Origin of the sequence: Pseudoalteromonas luteoviolacea NCIMB 1944 (genome assembly GCF_001625565.1) — a bacterium.
In the GTDB taxonomy this organism is placed as follows: domain Bacteria; phylum Pseudomonadota; class Gammaproteobacteria; order Enterobacterales; family Alteromonadaceae; genus Pseudoalteromonas; species Pseudoalteromonas luteoviolacea_F.
This window is the reverse complement of the sequence record NZ_AUXS01000018.1, coordinates 75,697-91,610: the sequence shown is the minus strand read 5'-3', so window position 1 is coordinate 91,610 and position 15,914 is coordinate 75,697. Positions and strand designations below refer to the sequence as shown.

Below are 15,914 nucleotides of genomic sequence, written 5' to 3'. Positions count from 1 at the left end.
AGCTTATCTCCCCCTGAGAATATTTAAATGGGGTTCACTAGAGCACCTAGAAGGTCGACTATGAAAGATTTAGCCTGAGGTGGGCTGTTAAAGTTTGAACAGTTTTTATTAGTAGTTCATTGAAAATGTATAAGCTAATTTCTTTTTATGTTGTTGCGCACCAAGCCGTGTTGCCAGGCTTGATAGCATTGAATTTGGCGGTTGTTGGTGTGTTAACTTGAAGGCGCCATTTTGCTCTTTTTAAGTTGTCGTTTTTATTCAATCTCGAATATAAAAACTTCATTAAAATTGTTTTCATTGAGTTGTAGTTGAGGACGGTTTTTTTGGTTCAAGACTACGAAATTTAAGCAATAGAAGTAGGATTGAAGCGATGTTAAACATCAGAGAAATTACTCAGCCAAGCGAACTCCGCGTTTTAAAAACGGCATACTTTAACGCATCTACAAGCCCCCTAGATGGTATGTGGCACTTTGGATTTGTTCCAATGGCGCAGCACTTCGGCTTTTATGAAGGTGAAAACTTGGTTGGCTATTGTTGTATCAATAGTGAAAAGTACCTTTTACAGTTTTATTTGTCAGAATTAGCCAATACATTGCCTAGCGATCTATTTACGTCAATTATTAACGGTGAAAGTGCTGCTATAGGCGAAGTTAAAGGTGCTTTTGCCAGTACCGCGGAGCCGCAATATTTATCGTTATGCATGGATGGCTCAGCAGCACATTCGGTCAATGCACTTATGTACCAGTTTTGTGAAGATAAAGCTGTGAGAGAAGTAAATGAGATAGATCTCAATTTAGCAGACGATGGCCAGTTAAGCTTGCTAGTCGATTTTGCTTTTGAAGCGATAGATGCGCCGAAAGAGTGGCTCACAAGTTACTATACGCGTTTAATCAGCCGTAACGAGTTGTGGTATTGGGTCAGAAATGGAAGCGTGGTCGCGACAGGCGAGTGCCGATTATTTGATGAGTACCAAACACAATTTGCAGACGTTGGAATGATTGTATCGACAGAACATAGACGACAAGGTTTAGCAACTCGGGTACTAAAACAATTGGTAATGATTGCCAAGAAAAAAGGGCTGAAAGCTGTTTGTTCTACAGAAAGTAGTAATATAGGGGCACAAAAAGCAATTTATAAAGCGGGCTTTACTGCATTGAATAGAATTGTGCAGTTTGATTTTTCCAATCGTTAATTATTTGCTTCCAACCGCCTTGTGTATTTTAGGATAAAAGGCTTTGGGGCAGTGTCATCAACTGCTATAAATGAGTATTCCATTTTAGCGTCAGAGAGCATTATGATCCAGTGGTTACAATTCCCTCAGTGTTCTGTTGTGTCTACTTTTGTTGAGTGTTATTGGCTGATTGAGAAGGGGGAACAAGCGCAAGGTGTTCAATTTCCTAAGCTAAACCCCGACCCTAGTGGTCACTTAATTATGTCTCCCGCGGACCAACCTTATTCTTACAATTTTGGCGGCAATATAGAATGTGGTGTCGGGAGCCATATTCTATTTCCCCATTTACAATCCTTACAGTTAGATCACTCTTGCTCTTTTATTCATCTCGGTATTAAGTTTAAAGTCGGCGCGTTCTATGCCATAAAAATACCTGGTTTCGGCCACCCAACACTGGACCAAGTTGCTGCAATTGATTTACAGGCTCTGCTGGTAATGAGTGAATTAGAAGTGATTGATTTGCTATCACTCGCTCGAGCGAGCAATACTTTGTGTCGTGATAAACTTGATAGCGTGTTAGCGCGTTGGCTTACTCAATTTCATCAAGACAGGTACAGTGAATTAACATCCAAAGCTTTGAAAGTAATCAACATAGAGCCCATTGCTCGGCTAGGTGAGCAATTACATTGCAGTCAAAGAACATTAGAGAGAGCATTCAGCAAAACGACCGGATTTACACTGAAGCAATGCCAGTCAATGAATAGGCTTGAAGCAATGCTCGAATACTTATATTCACGCAACAAAGAGGAGATTGATTGGGCTGAGGTTGCATGTCGATTCGGCTTTAGTGATCAACCTCATTTGATTCGTTATCTTAAATCCCAGCTCGGTTTTACGCCTGCCAAATATGCCACTGACAGAGGCCTAACAATTGATGCATATGGTGGCATATCAAATTATTTGCATGAGTCCAATTGATGTATGGTAATGCACTTATTCCCTCCTAAGACGAAGCAACAAAAAACGATATCACGTTTATAGATATCGCTTTTAAATTTCCATTATTCAAATCTAAGTCTCAGCCCTTTCAAGGACGAGTTTATTAAATATTTCACACTGCCATTCGTATTATTAACAAAGAACAAAAGGTATCAATGATGGCTGTTGGCAATTATCGCAAAACAAAAGTGTTAGAGAGTGAATATTTATCACCGAATATGAAACGGGTTGTATTAACGGGACCTGATTTAGCAAGTTTTCCTAGTGGCTTTGAAGGAGGCTATGTGAAGCTGCTTTTTACCAAGCAGGGTAGAGCACTGCGTGAAGAAGAGGCATTTGAGCAGTTAAGCCGTCAAAATATCATGATGCGTACATACACAGTGCGTGGATTTGATAAGGCAACACAGCAACTCACCCTCGATTTTGCACTGCATTCTAATGAAGGCAGCATGGCACCTGCTTCAGATTGGGCTAGGGAAGCGCAAGCAGGAGATGAGATGATCGTTGGCGGTCCTGGGAGCACGATGGGAGTCGATAGCAGTGCAGATTGGTTTTTATTTATTGGCGATATGACGGCGATACCCGCCATAAGTTGTTATTTAGAGCGATTACCAAAAACTGCCAAGGGAACTGTGGTGCTAGAAGTGACGCAACAAGAAGATATTTTGGATCTCACCAAACCCGGTGGTGTTGATGTGATCTGGAAGGTCAATGGTACGCCAGGTAGAAACAGCCAATTGTTGGACACCGTTCAAGCTCTGGATTGGCATCAAGGCCGCGTTTTTGTTTGGTGTGCCTGTGAGTTTGATACTATGAAGACACTGCGTCGTTGGTTTAAGCGAACAAAAGGCATTGAGAAAGAGCAGATGTATGTGAGCAGCTATTGGAAATATGATTGTACAGAAGACGAACATAAAGTTGAAAAAAGAGTGGATTCACAGCTCTCAGACTGATCCCAATGGAATAGGAAAGTTGAGCGCAAAGCAATCAAGGCTGTACTTTCTTTTTGTCTCTTTAAACCTAATTGGTACATTGTGTGATTAAGTCTTAATTTGATCTGTCAGATTCGATTAACAGGGCTCAATCAAACCTGATAGTCGTGTATGTGCCAAAAGCGGACCTTAATGCGTAACTTGTTTCTGCCCCAAAACATGTTTAGTCGAATGCCTCAAAGAATAGCGGCCATTAGAAAATATTTTTAAAGCATTGAGCTTATGCCCAGTTGTTTTGTGATTTTTCTATAGTCAAGAAAACGACCCATTGGGTCGTTTTTATCCTTTCCATAATTTCTACAATGATATAAAAAATATCTTTAGCAACAAGTTAGTTATTGTGATAGAACCAGTACAATGATAAAAATGGCCCATGGTTTGGTAGAAAAACGGTCCAATGGGTCGATATTAAATTGTTAGGTGTAAATGGAAGTTCAATTGTGAATTCAAATTTCGATAAATATATTTCTAATCTTGTTACCAACAAAGCGAAATTTCCTGAACAGCTCTTTGAATTCGCAACGGATCTTGAACGTTACAAGTTAAATCACCCCAAGTCGCTTCATGATAGTTGGGTTTCATCTTTAACTATTGCCGAGAATCGCAATAAACAGCGTCCTTTTGATGCTTCGTTATCAATCATTTTAAGCCTAATCGGGCAACAACATGATCGCGACATTGTTTTAATCTATAACAATGTTAAATCCTACAAACTAATCGGTCATGAAAATGAATTTAATTACAATGATACTTTTCATGGTGATGTTGTAACTCACGAAGTATCGTTGGAAAATGGGCTATACAAACATATTATTGAATTACGCTCTGGCTCTATATTCAAAGTGTATTTTACAGATTTCAAAGTTACAGAGTGCGTTTACACATAACAAACGCATCAACGCATGGGCTAATAAAGCTTGGCTTAGTTCGTGCCTCACTAATTATAGCCAAGCTTTATTAGCCCATTATGTGGGCGTTATAAGCCACAGGTAGAACATGCGTAACCTTCTAGTTTTGTTGTTATTATTCAGCAGCGCTTCTTTTAGTAGCGAGGGTGTTTTTGAGCGATGGACTGCAAAAGGAAAAGAGTGTTTTTTTAAGTTTCAAATACCACCTAGCGTAAATTGGGATGGGGAATCTGAATTACCTATTTCTATTAAGGGCATTAATACCGCTTTCAAAAATTGGACTAATGCTAACTTAAGCAGTGGCGAAGAAGCGCATGTTACAAATTACAATTTAGCATCTGTTTTTTCAGAAGAAGCTACAACCAATTACTGGGTTTATAAAGTTGGCTATGTTGTTTTTAATAATGGTTCGCCTACACAAAACTTTAATCGTAAGGTAGTAATTGACCTTTCTGGTAAAGTAATCACCCCAGTATGTGGCTTATAACAAATTAATTAAACAATGGACGCAAAACAGCAGGCTTGCGCTCATTCTTCGCTAAGTTTAGCCTGCTATTTTCTGCCGTTTATTAAGGCGTTATATTTTTAAGGGATTACACATGAAGTATACTATACTGGCATTGTTGGGGCTTTCTAATATTGCTTATTCATCTCCTGATTTTCCTATCGGCAATTGGGAGGCTGTAAGCCGATCTGATCAAGCTATTTATGGGAGCTTTACTTTTACGAAAGAAAAGGTCTATTGGGGCTTGTCGCCTGATGCTCCGCCCTGTAGTGCCAATTATTCAGTTAAAGTAACGAGTCCTGAAAACTGGGATATAAAGTTCTCAAATAAAAAATGTGATTATGATGAGATGAATAATAGCAGTCATAGTAGAAGGCTTGTCGGAATAAATTTACGTATCGACGCTAGCCTTAACAGTAAATATGATAAGAACAGTATAAGGGCGTGGGTGTCTACAAAGTCTGAGGGGTGGAAATCTACTGGGGAGGGTATGTATCAACTTTATAAGTGGAGTTTCTACGAAAAAATAAAAATATAACAAGTGCCTAAAAGCAGGCTTGCGCTCACTCTTCGCTTAGTTTAGCCTGCAATTCTTCGCCGTTTATTAAGGTGTTATAAGCCGTAATCCAGTATGGAGTATACCTGTGATTCTTGTAAAGAGTTATGGTGGAGTTGGCTAACCACTATTGGTCGTATACTGCCTTGTACTTTAACCAAGGCGTGTTGGTTGGAGCGCAATATAACCGACAGTTGCTCCCTATGATATGGAGTAATCTCATCGAACTTGCAGCCACAAAACCTACCATGGAAGTAGGTAGTGCTGAAGTTAGTTTACTTCACCAAGCAATTTCGGATTCATATTTTGCTGAACTCGAACATAAGTATGACTTGCTGGACTACGATACATTCCGAGTTTCAGAAGATGAAGTTGAGCTAAGGCTATCAGGGTTTGCGATAGGTGATACGCTGTCGTTAAAGGAGATTGTACCTATCATGGCCTGTTATGATGAGCGCACAGATGTGCAACGCTTTATTGATGAACAAGCAGAGCAGTTACCTGTCTTTTACGACCACTTGGGTAATACGGGCCTAATCACCGGGTGCAGTCAAATTATTAATCTATGGGATGACCGAAATTTTAAGTCGTTGTTTTTAATTGAGCAGGCTAACTTTAAAAGCGCCAAGTTACATTTTTCTAAGGCCAATTCAAGTGCTCTGTCTGGCTGGTCTTTTTATAATGTGAAGTACCTCAATGGTATATCGGCACATTCGGAATTGGTAATTAAAGACAGTAAAGATGGTATATACGAAGTCCAAATTGGCGGTTGGTTTGGACACTTTAGCACGGATCAAGAGTTCGCGTATGAAGGCGTTTTTTACCTTCAGTAGCTAAGTAAAGGACCTTCCACTGTCCGACGATAATATGCCGCTCACTTTCAAATGCTGTGGTGAGCGACAACAGCCTTTGCCTGAAGGTTGTAAATTTGTATCGCAGACCATTTTTAGACAAACCAAATTGGTTTGTAAAGCGTAATTTTAACGCTGCGCCACTTGAGAACATGAGAAGTGATAGATGAATTTGCTAACTGCATTGTTTCAATTGGGATAGATTAAATTCTAAAAAGCGAGCTTAGCTTGAGGGCGCTTCAAATATTGTATAAACGCAGAGGTGTTAAGTTTTGTTAACCTCCAATTCTCTCATATAGTTTGGCTAAGAAAACGACTGCCCCACCATCAGTTTTTAGCCTTAATGTATTGATATATATACTTACTTTCTTAGTCATAGAAAAGTTGGTGACAAATCAAGTAAACGTCAAGTCAATTGTTCCACAGTAGATATGCTGCAATCAAAACGTTGATTAATAAAACTGAGGAGTTACCTATGGGAAGCGTTAAACCACTGTGGGCAGGTGCTATGTTCATGGCATTTACTATGACCGACTTTGCTGCGGCAATGGAACGTGATGGGCCAATGGTTGGGCCCTATCTAGGCCAGAAACAACCTGGTTCGGAGCCAAAAGTATTTGCTCCGGGAAGTGTGTCCGCGAAACAGCGTGATACAAATCCATTTTTTTCTCCAGACATGTCGGAATTTTACTTTACGAGGAAAGACCCCGATGTAAACAAGTGGTCGCTTATTGTATTCAAACAAATAGATGGTCATTGGCATGAGTCGACAGTGGGGCCGCGTATTTGGCGGCCATTACTTGCACCTGATGGCAAAACGATGCACATGGGTAAATATGTGATGACGAGAGCAGGAGCGGGATGGTCCCAACATCGAGTATTGGATCCTATGTTTGATAGAGAAGATTGGGGTATTATGAGGCTAACAGCTGCTGCTGATGGCACTTACGTGTTAGACGATTATAAAAGCGGTGACGTTCTGAGAATATCATCTTTGGTGAATGGAAAACGAACTAAACCAGAGAGATTGGGCCCACAAATTAATACAGGCAAATACAATGCACACCCTTTTATTGCTCCGGATGGATCTTATTTAATTTGGGATGGTGTTCGTGAAACGGGCTACGGTAACTCTGATTTGTATATAAGCTTCCGTGATAAACAAGGTCGTTGGGGCAAAGCCATCAACCTAGGTGATAAGGTAAACACCAGCGCAAGAGAGGCTTCTGCCAGCGTGACTCCTGATGGGAAGTTCTTATTTTTCAATCGTGCTACCAAAGATAATGACAGCGACATTTTTTGGGTTGACGCCAAAGTGATAGAAGATTTAAGGCCAAGTAATAGTTAGATTATTAGGTAATATGCACAAGCAGGGCATGCTACTGAGTACTTATTGCAATAGATAAGAAAAAGCTGGTACGCTCAATGGCTAGTACAAAGTATATTTAGTTACGCTCATACTTCGTTTATAGAGATTTAAATCATATTCCATCATAAACGATGCCAAAATAAAAACAGGGGTTATATGAAATATATTTTACTAGCCTTGAGCTTTATAGCGCTCAATGCACATGCCATTATTATTCGTCATGATGTAAAAGATACTAATTATTTAGCAAAACCTGATGACTTTCCAGCACTTGCAACGTTTTACATAGATGGTGCTCATGGCATCCTGTTTTCATCAAAATGGATTATAACCGCGGCACACACAACATTTTGTTTAACCTCTGGCACCAAGATAAAAATGAGCAAAGGCAGTGCCACAGTCAAAAGGTTGCATATTCACCCTAATCACACCCCAGGCATTAGTCATGATATCGCTTTGGTAGAGCTTTTGGAGGACGCCGCGCATGTGCCTCCTGCCACCTTGTATACCAGAAATGACGAATCAGGGCTGCCAATCTGGTTTATTGGCATAGGTGGTACAGGTAATGGTAATACAGGGATCACCACTGATAACTATGAAAATAAAGGCGTGCTCAGAAAAGCTCAAAATCGTGTAGAGGAAGCGAAAGGCCCGATTTTAACGTTTAAATTTGATAAAGATGAAGATGCTTTACCACTTGAAGGAATATCGGGCGGTGGTGATAGTGGCGGGCCTGCCTTTATTAAAACTGAGCGCGGATATCAGTTATTAGGTATAAGCTCTCGGTATGGTGGCGGACCATCTGAGAAGTATGGCAGCTTTGAGGTGTACTCACGTGTTTCATATTTTGTCCCTTGGATTAGGGAGGTGATGAACAAGCCAGACAAAGCAGTTAGCTCTGGTGTGAGTCTCGATAAATTGAAGTACCTGCCGGGAGGCCTTAAGCCGTCAGATCTCCCTGCTTTGTGTCCAGATATATTGTTTAGCCATAACGAGCTGAGCAAATAACAGATGTCAAAGTAGGCAGCTAACCGTTGCCTACTTGTCTATCTTGTTCAAGTGTTACAAGGTGCTCTACTACTGCAATTTTTGAATATGCATCTGCGGGTGTTTTTGCATCACTTTGTTTAGTGTATCGTGCTGGTTGTCGTCAATTTCAACATGCAAAACTAGCGGGTGCCTTTCTCCTTGTGTGAAATCCCGACACATCATGTAATATCGCATTAAGTCTGAACCCACCATGCCACACACCCATATGCTAAAAAGCGCGAGTACAACAGTCCCTACGACGGCAGCAGTTGGTGGTATAAGGATCCAAGTTACTGCGAAATACGCGCTTACTATGATTGCAATTAACACAACTAGCTCTGATTTTAAAATCCCAACAATATGGTTGGTTAGGCAATCATGTAATGGGTGCGCTTTGTTATCACACAGTGCGCTGACGTCTTCGGTATCTAGGTGTAAGGCTTCCAGCTCATCTTGTGTCTCACGAAACGCAGTGTAATCGTGGCCTTTGATAATGTAGTGATTCATACAACCTCCCAACATTCAGTGTGTACAACTATACGTTAAGGAAAGCCTCTTGGTTTACTTGCCCTAAAACTCCAATAAAATCTTCGCTAATAGGCTGATAACTATAATTTTATTGATTGGTTGTCACGGAGAGGGCATATGACCATATTTACAGGGTGTAATATTAAACAATTGGCAATATTATTTAGTTTGATTTCTTTTATTATTAGGCGGGCTTTGTGTATTCTAATATTTTAAATGTTGATTAATTTTGGTTGTTTTTAATTGTGTGAGAGTTTAATAGATTGCATTGATTTGCAAAAGTGTTTTATCGTAATGCTTTGTAATGTTTAAGTCTGGTTTTTATCTCTAAGCTAATTTACCGAAACGTTAAATTAATTAAGTTAAAAGGAGATGAAAATGAAGTTACGTAAATTAGCTGGTAGTAGTTTAATCGGAGCAGCTGCGCTCATTATGCAATTTTCAAGTGTTGCAGGAGAATCTAACGTTAATACGAACGAAGTTCAAAGTAACGTAGATTATTACCAAAATGTCGGAAAATATGTGACGAAAGTTGGTGAGTTGTCGCCACATGACAGACAAGAAATACAAGCTTCGTACTGGGAGCGAATGAATGGCAATGGATCAGGATGGTACGCAACAAATGGTGGGATCCGTGCTGTATATGGTGCGGGAGGCAGTGATAGAAGCGTGGAGCAGTTTCTTGCAGATACTTATGGTTCAGTACCGTGGTACTGGGCTACTACTGCAACGGTAAAAGTACAAATGGATGGTAATGGTTCAAAAGCATACCGTTGCCCGAGTAATCACTTGGTGACTGAGCTTTATTATGCTGATAGCGGCGATGACAGTGTTGAGGCATTAAGGTGTAAAGCGATGAGGTCGCATTCAACGGGATCAGAAACCACTGTCCGAGTACCTTATACAGGTGTTGCGTATTGCCCGAGTGGTTATTACTTAACAGGTATGCGCTATAAAGATTATGGTGATGATTATGTCGAAGAAATCATTTGCTCAAAAGTTTATTAATTAAAAATTTAATCTTATGGTTTTAAACTGCAAGTGTGATTAATTTCACACTTGCAAATTTAAATTGATTTTTATTTTTTTACGTGTTTTTTAACTGTATTATTTTTGATATTTCATATAGCTCTTTTATTAAGTTTTCCTGAGTTACTTTCGTATATTCTCTTTCCAAATAAATAAGGTCTCCAACCACATAAGCCAATTTTGCAGCCTCTAACATGGCAATATCGTTTTGGTCATTACCCATGCATAGGGTATTTTTCATATCCAGGCCAGCGCGCAATAGCGCATTTAACTTATTACTGTATTTGGGGACGACATCAAAACTATTGCATCCATTGTGGTGATAAAAATCATAATCACTGAGCGTGGTATTGAGATACGCTTTAACTTCTAAGTGCCGATTTTCTTCTAGTACCAACAGTTTGACGATGGGTTCTAACCTGAGTGATTGGTTACAATATGGGTTTCTACCCAACTTTTTAACTTCTTGATGAAAGCGATGTGGAGTGTCTGAGATAGCATATTCCTCGATGCCATCGTATAGGTATGGAATTTCGTTTTGATCAAGCCAGTTCAAAACTTCGATAACTTCTCGTTTATTGAAGTTTAAAGTGTCGTAAACGACTTTGTTTTTGCTAATCATCGCGCCATTGCAACCAATGATATGATGGTGCCAAAAGTGTTTTGGCAGTACTGGCAAGGTATCTCTTAGCGGACGCGCCGTGGCAAAGTGTATCGTCGCACCTTGTCGCTCAATTGCCTGTAACGCTTCGGCTACTGCATCCTGCATAGGCTGACCTTTAAAAATTAGAGTCCCATCTAGATCAAATACGACATTCATTATTTTACGTCTCATAATTTAAGTTGCGTTTACTTTGCCAAAAATTCGCGATATAAATTTAGCTATTGGCTCAAAATTATTAGGTATTAGCTCATTAGTAAAAGCAAACCCGCGCCCGTTCGATTTACCATCAATGAATCTGTTCGTGTTAAGCATATTCAAAACAGTCCATTGCTGTTTGAATGGCATCAACATGATTGTTTTGAATTAATCTTAACATTGGGAGCAAAAGGCAAGCGTTTTTTGGCCGGTGATGTTCATTATTTTGAGGCGGTTGATCTCGCCTTAATTTTACCAGGTGAACCGCATACTTGGGACAATGCAGATCAATTAGCTCCTGTTGGTGATGTGGTTGTCGTACTTTGGCCAAAGGATTTATTTTCAGTTGAGATCAGTGAATTTGAGGTGATCCAAGCTTGGCTGACTGGATTGGAAGCTGGCATCGTGTTTTCAAAGGCAGTAACAGCCAAAGTGATGCCTTTAATGCTGAGCATGAACAGTGCTCAAGCACTAAAAAAGCTCACGATACTTGCCGATGTACTGTCAGAACTCATGCAAGTGCACATATCTCAAAGTCCTATTTCAAGTGCACCACGTCGCAATATAGCAAGGATAGAACCAGTGCTGGACGTCATAAAAAGTAACTTGGCTTGTATACCAAGTCTTACCGAGTGTGCTGTATTGGCTAATCTCAGTGTAGCCACACTCAAACGCTTGTTTACAGACAGCCTTGGTATGAGCTATTCACAGTATTGTGACCAACTGAGAATAAAGCGAGCGAGGCATTTACTTGCGACAACACACCAGCCGATAGGAGTTATTGCGCAGCAATGTGGTTTTAATAGCGCTGCATATTTTAATCAGGTTTTTAAAAAACATGAACGTCTTACCCCGAGTGAATTTCGAAAGCAGTTTACATGGCGAAAGCGCCGATAGCATGATTATGCTCGTGTGCATACCCTTATGGGTATGCACACAATCTCAAATTACAGTGTTTTTAAGTACTCTATCAGCGCCATTTTCTCTTCGTGGCTGAATTCCCTGCCTATTTTTCCCGGTACACTAGTATCGTTTGTAAAGGCATGGCCAGTATTGTGATTACCAGCTTGACGTGTATCGAGAACGAAATACCCACCTTGGTAATCATCGACTTGATTGGCTGGCGGTAGATCATTTCGATGATTTAAAGCTTCGATATGCTTGCCTTGAGTTATGCCAACGTTGACAGGGTCAAATTCGAGGCGGCCAAGTTCAACAAAAGTCGGCCTTTGTGAGGGATTCGACAGTAAGCTATACAAGTTTGGGACTGAACCATTATGAAGATAGGGCGCTGTCGCCCAAATACCATTAAGTGGCCGTGCCTTGTAACCGCCACTATGCCTTAAACAATTGGGCCTGCCGCCCTCAAGCTGCTTTTGAGTATCGTATGGAGTGTAGTTTTGCTTAAACCACTGTTGGTTGGTCTCTTCTACAACCGCGCCGAGTGCGAGTGCAAAATTACTGGTTGCGCTGTCTTGCACATTGATAAACTGTAAATCAGAACGCATGTCTGGGGTTTTTTGATATTTACCAACCGCAACACACAAATCTGTATTGAGTCCCAGCTCTTTGGTATTGACAGTACGATTTTTGAGAACTAGCGCTTGAGCAGGATCGGTTCCAATCTTTTCGAGTGAGTAGAGGTGAAGACTTAGGTATTTTTGAGCTGTAGACTTAACTTTACCGTTTTCTTCGTAGCTGATCTCGTGCCAATTTTTCTTCCAAAAATCGGGGCTATCCATTGGTTGTAAATGACATTGCTGGCAATTCTGCTTGTACAATTCCTTCCCTGCTATTACTAAAGCGGGCTTAAGTTTAGGCAAGCTGTTTGGCCATTTTGGAGCGCGAAGACCATTTATCTCTCCTAGTTGGTCTGATCCACCGTTATAGTTACGTAAAGGGTACTCACCTGCCAGCCACTCTTCGATATCGTAAAGGGTATCTATAGGAATTGAGCTAGAAAAAGTGGCAGGTTGTTGCATGATATTCTCGGGTACCTGCATGTCGACATATGCTGCGACTCCAAGCGCTTCGCCTGCATTTCTGATTAAAGGCTGCATAATTGACCCATCGTATTGTACCCAATTAAACCAAGAGGTAGTCCAAATATGCGGGTAGTTTACTGGTGCTTCTATTGGATTATAGTTGTCAGGCCTATCCATGTTGTCTGCAAACACTTTATTTCCAATGCGATTTAACGCATCAAGTCGAGTGAAGCCCTCGGTAACATTGATAGTATCCTGACTCTTGGCAAGCTTGCTGACTGTATCGGTTAGCGCACTTTTAAGCTTTGCTTTGCTAACAACATTGTAGTTACTGCCTAATACTTTCTTTGCAAAACGCTCAAAGCGGCTGTCGAATGGTGCTAACTTACTCGACAAGACGGTTTGGCCTATGGCAGCTCCCAGAGATTTAGTTAGCAAGCCCAGATCGGTCATTGCTGGCCCACCATCAACAACGTAGCGAATATCGTTATAGGTAAATTGTCCGGTGTGGCAAGCTGTGCAAGTAAAGCCAACCGCAGTAGCTGAGCGATCTAAACCAGGCATAGGAATACTGGCTGTTTTTGCCAGTCCTAAGGGCAATTGTAATTTGGTGCTGTCCAACTCTGTTGAAGGATTTAGATTTATAAAACCAAGCCGGTAAATGTATTCAGATAAAAAGGCCTTTTCTTGGCCAAAAAGAATAAACCAAGGAGTATTTTTCGGCGCTTCAAGGGCTACCAACCACTCATAAGGAATGGGCAGCGTCGCTGTTCCCTGGGATGCATGGTAAGGCCACTCATCATTGTAGTTTTCGATACTAGGCCAACCTGATTGATTAATGAACTTAGTTTCTAAGTGCTCATATTTAGGGAGTTTTGGTGGTGTTAAACCATAGTTGAGTTCGCTTAGAGCCGTTACGGTGCGAAACATGACAACTAAAATAGCGATAGCAATTAACGTGGATACAATCCAAGGCCATTTCTTTCGAAGCCAGCCAAGTATTAACGGGTAATCTCTGGACATAATATTCTCTGACGGTATTTGAATGTTGTTAATATTTTTGCATAACTTGTTAATTGCAAAAATTACATGGGATTACACTAGGACTGTGAAAGCGAAAAGCTGTGATAAAAAGGTGATTGATAAACAGTGATTTAGGTGAGCAGTTGATTTAAAAGACGTACTTGGGTGTTAAATCAAGTCTGCGAGGTTGTTGGGGTGAGGAGTCATTTATCAAACTTTGTGCGTGAATGTTGGCTCACAAACCTAACAGGGTAAACCTTGCAAAGGACTATTTGTACAGATTTTGTTGCCCATTGGTGTTTTTAAGTTTCAAAGCCTCTTAACAAGAACGCAGCTAACCTAAAAGGCGCAGGGCATATCTGCTGTACAATGATGTTGGGACCGATATTGGCTGTATTTCTTTTACTTTGAACATTTGTTCTATAAAAATTCATTTTTAATTTCATTTTTTTAACTAAGCTTAATCCTTAAGGTTTAATTTAAGGGGGTTCTTATGGACACATCTTCGTTTGATCCGCAAAAAGTAATGGACTTAGTCACTGAGCATGTCGTTAATTTCGCACCGAAACTGGCGCTTGCAATTATTACCTTGATAGTGGGTCTTTGGCTTATTTCGCTTGTTGGTAACGCAATAGACTACTTACTAGAAAAGAAAGACTTCAATATCTCATTGAGAAAATGGCTCAGTAGTGTCGCTACTGTGTTACTCAAAGCGTGTTTGTTTATATCAGTGATCTCTATGTTAGGTGTTAAAACGACTTCATTTATTGCCATTTTGGGCGCGGCGGGGCTTGCTGTGGGCTTAGCACTACAAGGAAGCCTTTCCAATTTTGCCGGTGGTGTATTGATACTCATTTTTAAACCCTTTCAGGTTGGTGACTATATTGTTGCGCAGGGTGAAGAGGGGGTGGTTGAGGCTATTGATGTATTTTGCACTTTTTTAGTCACTTTAGACAATCGCCGTATTATTCTACCTAACGGGCCTTTAGCAAGTGAGCAAGTTAACAATGTGACACATGAACCCATTCGACGAGTCGATTTGTCTGTTGGGATCAGTTACAACAACAGTGTTGATGAAGCTGAGCGCGCTATATTGGAGATGGCGAAGTGTGACGAGAGAATACTTAATGAGCCAGCCCCCTTTGTTGGTGTGGTGGGGTATGGCGACAATTCAATTGATTTGACGATATGGGTTTGGTGCAAAACTGACGATTACTGGGATGTGTATTTTGCTACCAATAGAGCCATCAAACCAGCGCTAGACAAAGCCAATATTTCCATTCCTTTCCCTCAAAGAGATGTACATATTATTGATAAAAGTGCCTAGAACAAAAAGATAACATAGTGGGAACGCACTGTTCCCACTACACTGTGCATTTAAAAGTTATATCTAACAGTTACAAAATGATTCTCGTATACATCTACGTTTCGGTAAGTTGCGCTGATAGTAAAGTCATTAGTAATGTCATAAGCTAATTCAAATTGATAGACAAGTTCATTCTTATCGTCGGCTTCTTTAATGCGTTGATAACCAAGACCTGCGCTGGCTCTAAGGTTATCTAAAAGAGCAATGTGGTAATTTGCTTCGATACCGTAAGTGCTTGAATGGTATTGCGAGCCGTAGCTCCATTGATCATGCAAAGGTGAGCGTTCTTCTCCATGAGTTTCTGAAAAATCAATCGTTTGCTCTATAAAAGTATCATTATCCATATTAATGCGGCCAATTGAGCCAACAAATTCTAACAATGCATTGTTTTCTAAGGGAATAATATAGGCTGTGTTTATATTCCACTGTGCAATGTCATTGTTAAATTCCAGATGTGTTGAATAAGTTCCATTGCTATATTTTTCGACACTAGATTTAGCCATATCTTTTGAAGTATCTAAATATTGCGCAGAGATAACCCAGTTTTCGCTAAGCTGTTTGCTCGCTTCTACTGTAAATCCATTTAAGCTGACATCGCCATCTTCTTCTTTAAGCTTAAATTTGGCGTAGCCTGCGCCAACGTAATCAAAATTAAATGTGTCGCTAGCAAATGTTGCTGTTGAAATTAGAGCACTTGATAATGCTAAGGCAAGTAATTTCATTTCCTTCCTTATAGGTGTTGTT

The 15,914-nt window shown here is 40.4% G+C and carries 16 protein-coding genes; 12 read left to right on the top strand and 4 right to left on the bottom strand.

Features of this window, described 5'->3' with window-relative positions:
* Nucleotides 1-370: 370 nt before the first annotated feature.
* The 9 genes from N483_RS07485 to N483_RS07445 all read left to right on the top strand — a co-directional run bounded on the left by N483_RS07485 (nt 371) and on the right by N483_RS07445 (nt 8,359).
* Complete coding sequence (locus N483_RS07485) at nt 371-1,192, top strand: GNAT family N-acetyltransferase (protein ID WP_023401374.1); 822 nt, start codon at nt 371-373, stop codon at nt 1,190-1,192.
* Between the two features lie 102 nt (nt 1,193-1,294).
* Nucleotides 1,295-2,149 (top strand): helix-turn-helix domain-containing protein, encoded by an 855-nt coding sequence (locus N483_RS07480; protein WP_023401375.1) that lies wholly within the window; start codon nt 1,295-1,297, stop codon nt 2,147-2,149.
* Between the two features lie 179 nt (nt 2,150-2,328).
* Complete coding sequence (locus N483_RS07475) at nt 2,329-3,123, top strand: siderophore-interacting protein (protein ID WP_036977179.1); 795 nt, start codon at nt 2,329-2,331, stop codon at nt 3,121-3,123.
* Between the two features lie 479 nt (nt 3,124-3,602).
* Nucleotides 3,603-4,049 (top strand): hypothetical protein, encoded by a 447-nt coding sequence (locus N483_RS07470; protein ID WP_023401377.1) that lies wholly within the window; start codon nt 3,603-3,605, stop codon nt 4,047-4,049.
* 109 nt (nt 4,050-4,158) lie between these two features.
* The gene (locus N483_RS07465) at nt 4,159-4,557 is read left to right on the top strand and encodes a hypothetical protein (RefSeq protein WP_023401378.1); all 399 of its coding nucleotides are present in this window, start codon (nt 4,159-4,161) and stop codon (nt 4,555-4,557) included.
* 112 nt (nt 4,558-4,669) lie between these two features.
* On the top strand, nt 4,670-5,113 hold the full coding sequence (locus N483_RS07460) for a hypothetical protein (RefSeq protein ID WP_023401379.1): 444 nt from the start codon (nt 4,670-4,672) through the stop codon (nt 5,111-5,113).
* Between the two features lie 125 nt (nt 5,114-5,238).
* On the top strand, nt 5,239-5,964 hold the full coding sequence (locus tag N483_RS07455) for a hypothetical protein (RefSeq protein WP_036977180.1): 726 nt from the start codon (nt 5,239-5,241) through the stop codon (nt 5,962-5,964).
* Nucleotides 5,965-6,496: 532 nt separating this feature from the next.
* A complete protein-coding gene (locus N483_RS07450; RefSeq protein WP_052027439.1) occupies nt 6,497-7,330 on the top strand; it encodes a PD40 domain-containing protein in 834 nt (277 codons plus the stop codon).
* Nucleotides 7,331-7,507: 177 nt separating this feature from the next.
* Entirely contained in the window at nt 7,508-8,359 is an 852-nt protein-coding gene (locus N483_RS07445) for a trypsin-like serine protease (protein ID WP_023401382.1), read from the top strand.
* A 69-nt stretch (nt 8,360-8,428) separates the two neighbouring features.
* Here the strand turns inward: N483_RS07445 and N483_RS07440 are convergent, their stop codons facing one another.
* Nucleotides 8,429-8,887 (bottom strand): hypothetical protein, encoded by a 459-nt coding sequence (locus N483_RS07440; RefSeq protein WP_023401383.1) that lies wholly within the window; start codon nt 8,885-8,887, stop codon nt 8,429-8,431.
* Nucleotides 8,888-9,286: 399 nt separating this feature from the next.
* Between N483_RS07440 and N483_RS07435 the strand changes: the two genes are divergently transcribed.
* Nucleotides 9,287-9,916 carry a hypothetical protein gene (locus N483_RS07435; protein ID WP_023401384.1) on the top strand — a complete coding sequence of 210 codons (630 nt, stop codon included), beginning with the start codon at nt 9,287-9,289 and terminating at the stop codon, nt 9,914-9,916.
* A 79-nt stretch (nt 9,917-9,995) separates the two neighbouring features.
* Here the strand turns inward: N483_RS07435 and N483_RS07430 are convergent, their stop codons facing one another.
* Nucleotides 9,996-10,772 carry an HAD family hydrolase gene (locus tag N483_RS07430; protein WP_231105429.1) on the bottom strand — a complete coding sequence of 259 codons (777 nt, stop codon included), beginning with the start codon at nt 10,770-10,772 and terminating at the stop codon, nt 9,996-9,998.
* A 228-nt stretch (nt 10,773-11,000) separates the two neighbouring features.
* On the opposite strand from N483_RS07430, the gene N483_RS07425 reads away from it, so the two are divergent.
* Nucleotides 11,001-11,693, top strand: coding sequence for a helix-turn-helix domain-containing protein (locus N483_RS07425; RefSeq protein WP_155250814.1), 693 nt, complete (start codon nt 11,001-11,003; stop codon nt 11,691-11,693).
* A 50-nt stretch (nt 11,694-11,743) separates the two neighbouring features.
* Here the strand turns inward: N483_RS07425 and N483_RS07420 are convergent, their stop codons facing one another.
* Complete coding sequence (locus N483_RS07420) at nt 11,744-13,804, bottom strand: di-heme-cytochrome C peroxidase (protein WP_023401387.1); 2,061 nt, start codon at nt 13,802-13,804, stop codon at nt 11,744-11,746.
* A gap of 493 nt (nt 13,805-14,297) precedes the next feature.
* Between N483_RS07420 and N483_RS07415 the strand changes: the two genes are divergently transcribed.
* A complete protein-coding gene (locus N483_RS07415; RefSeq protein WP_023401388.1) occupies nt 14,298-15,131 on the top strand; it encodes a mechanosensitive ion channel family protein in 834 nt (277 codons plus the stop codon).
* 50 nt (nt 15,132-15,181) lie between these two features.
* Here the strand turns inward: N483_RS07415 and N483_RS07410 are convergent, their stop codons facing one another.
* Complete coding sequence (locus N483_RS07410) at nt 15,182-15,892, bottom strand: hypothetical protein (protein ID WP_023401389.1); 711 nt, start codon at nt 15,890-15,892, stop codon at nt 15,182-15,184.
* Between the last annotated feature and the right edge of the window lie 22 nt (nt 15,893-15,914).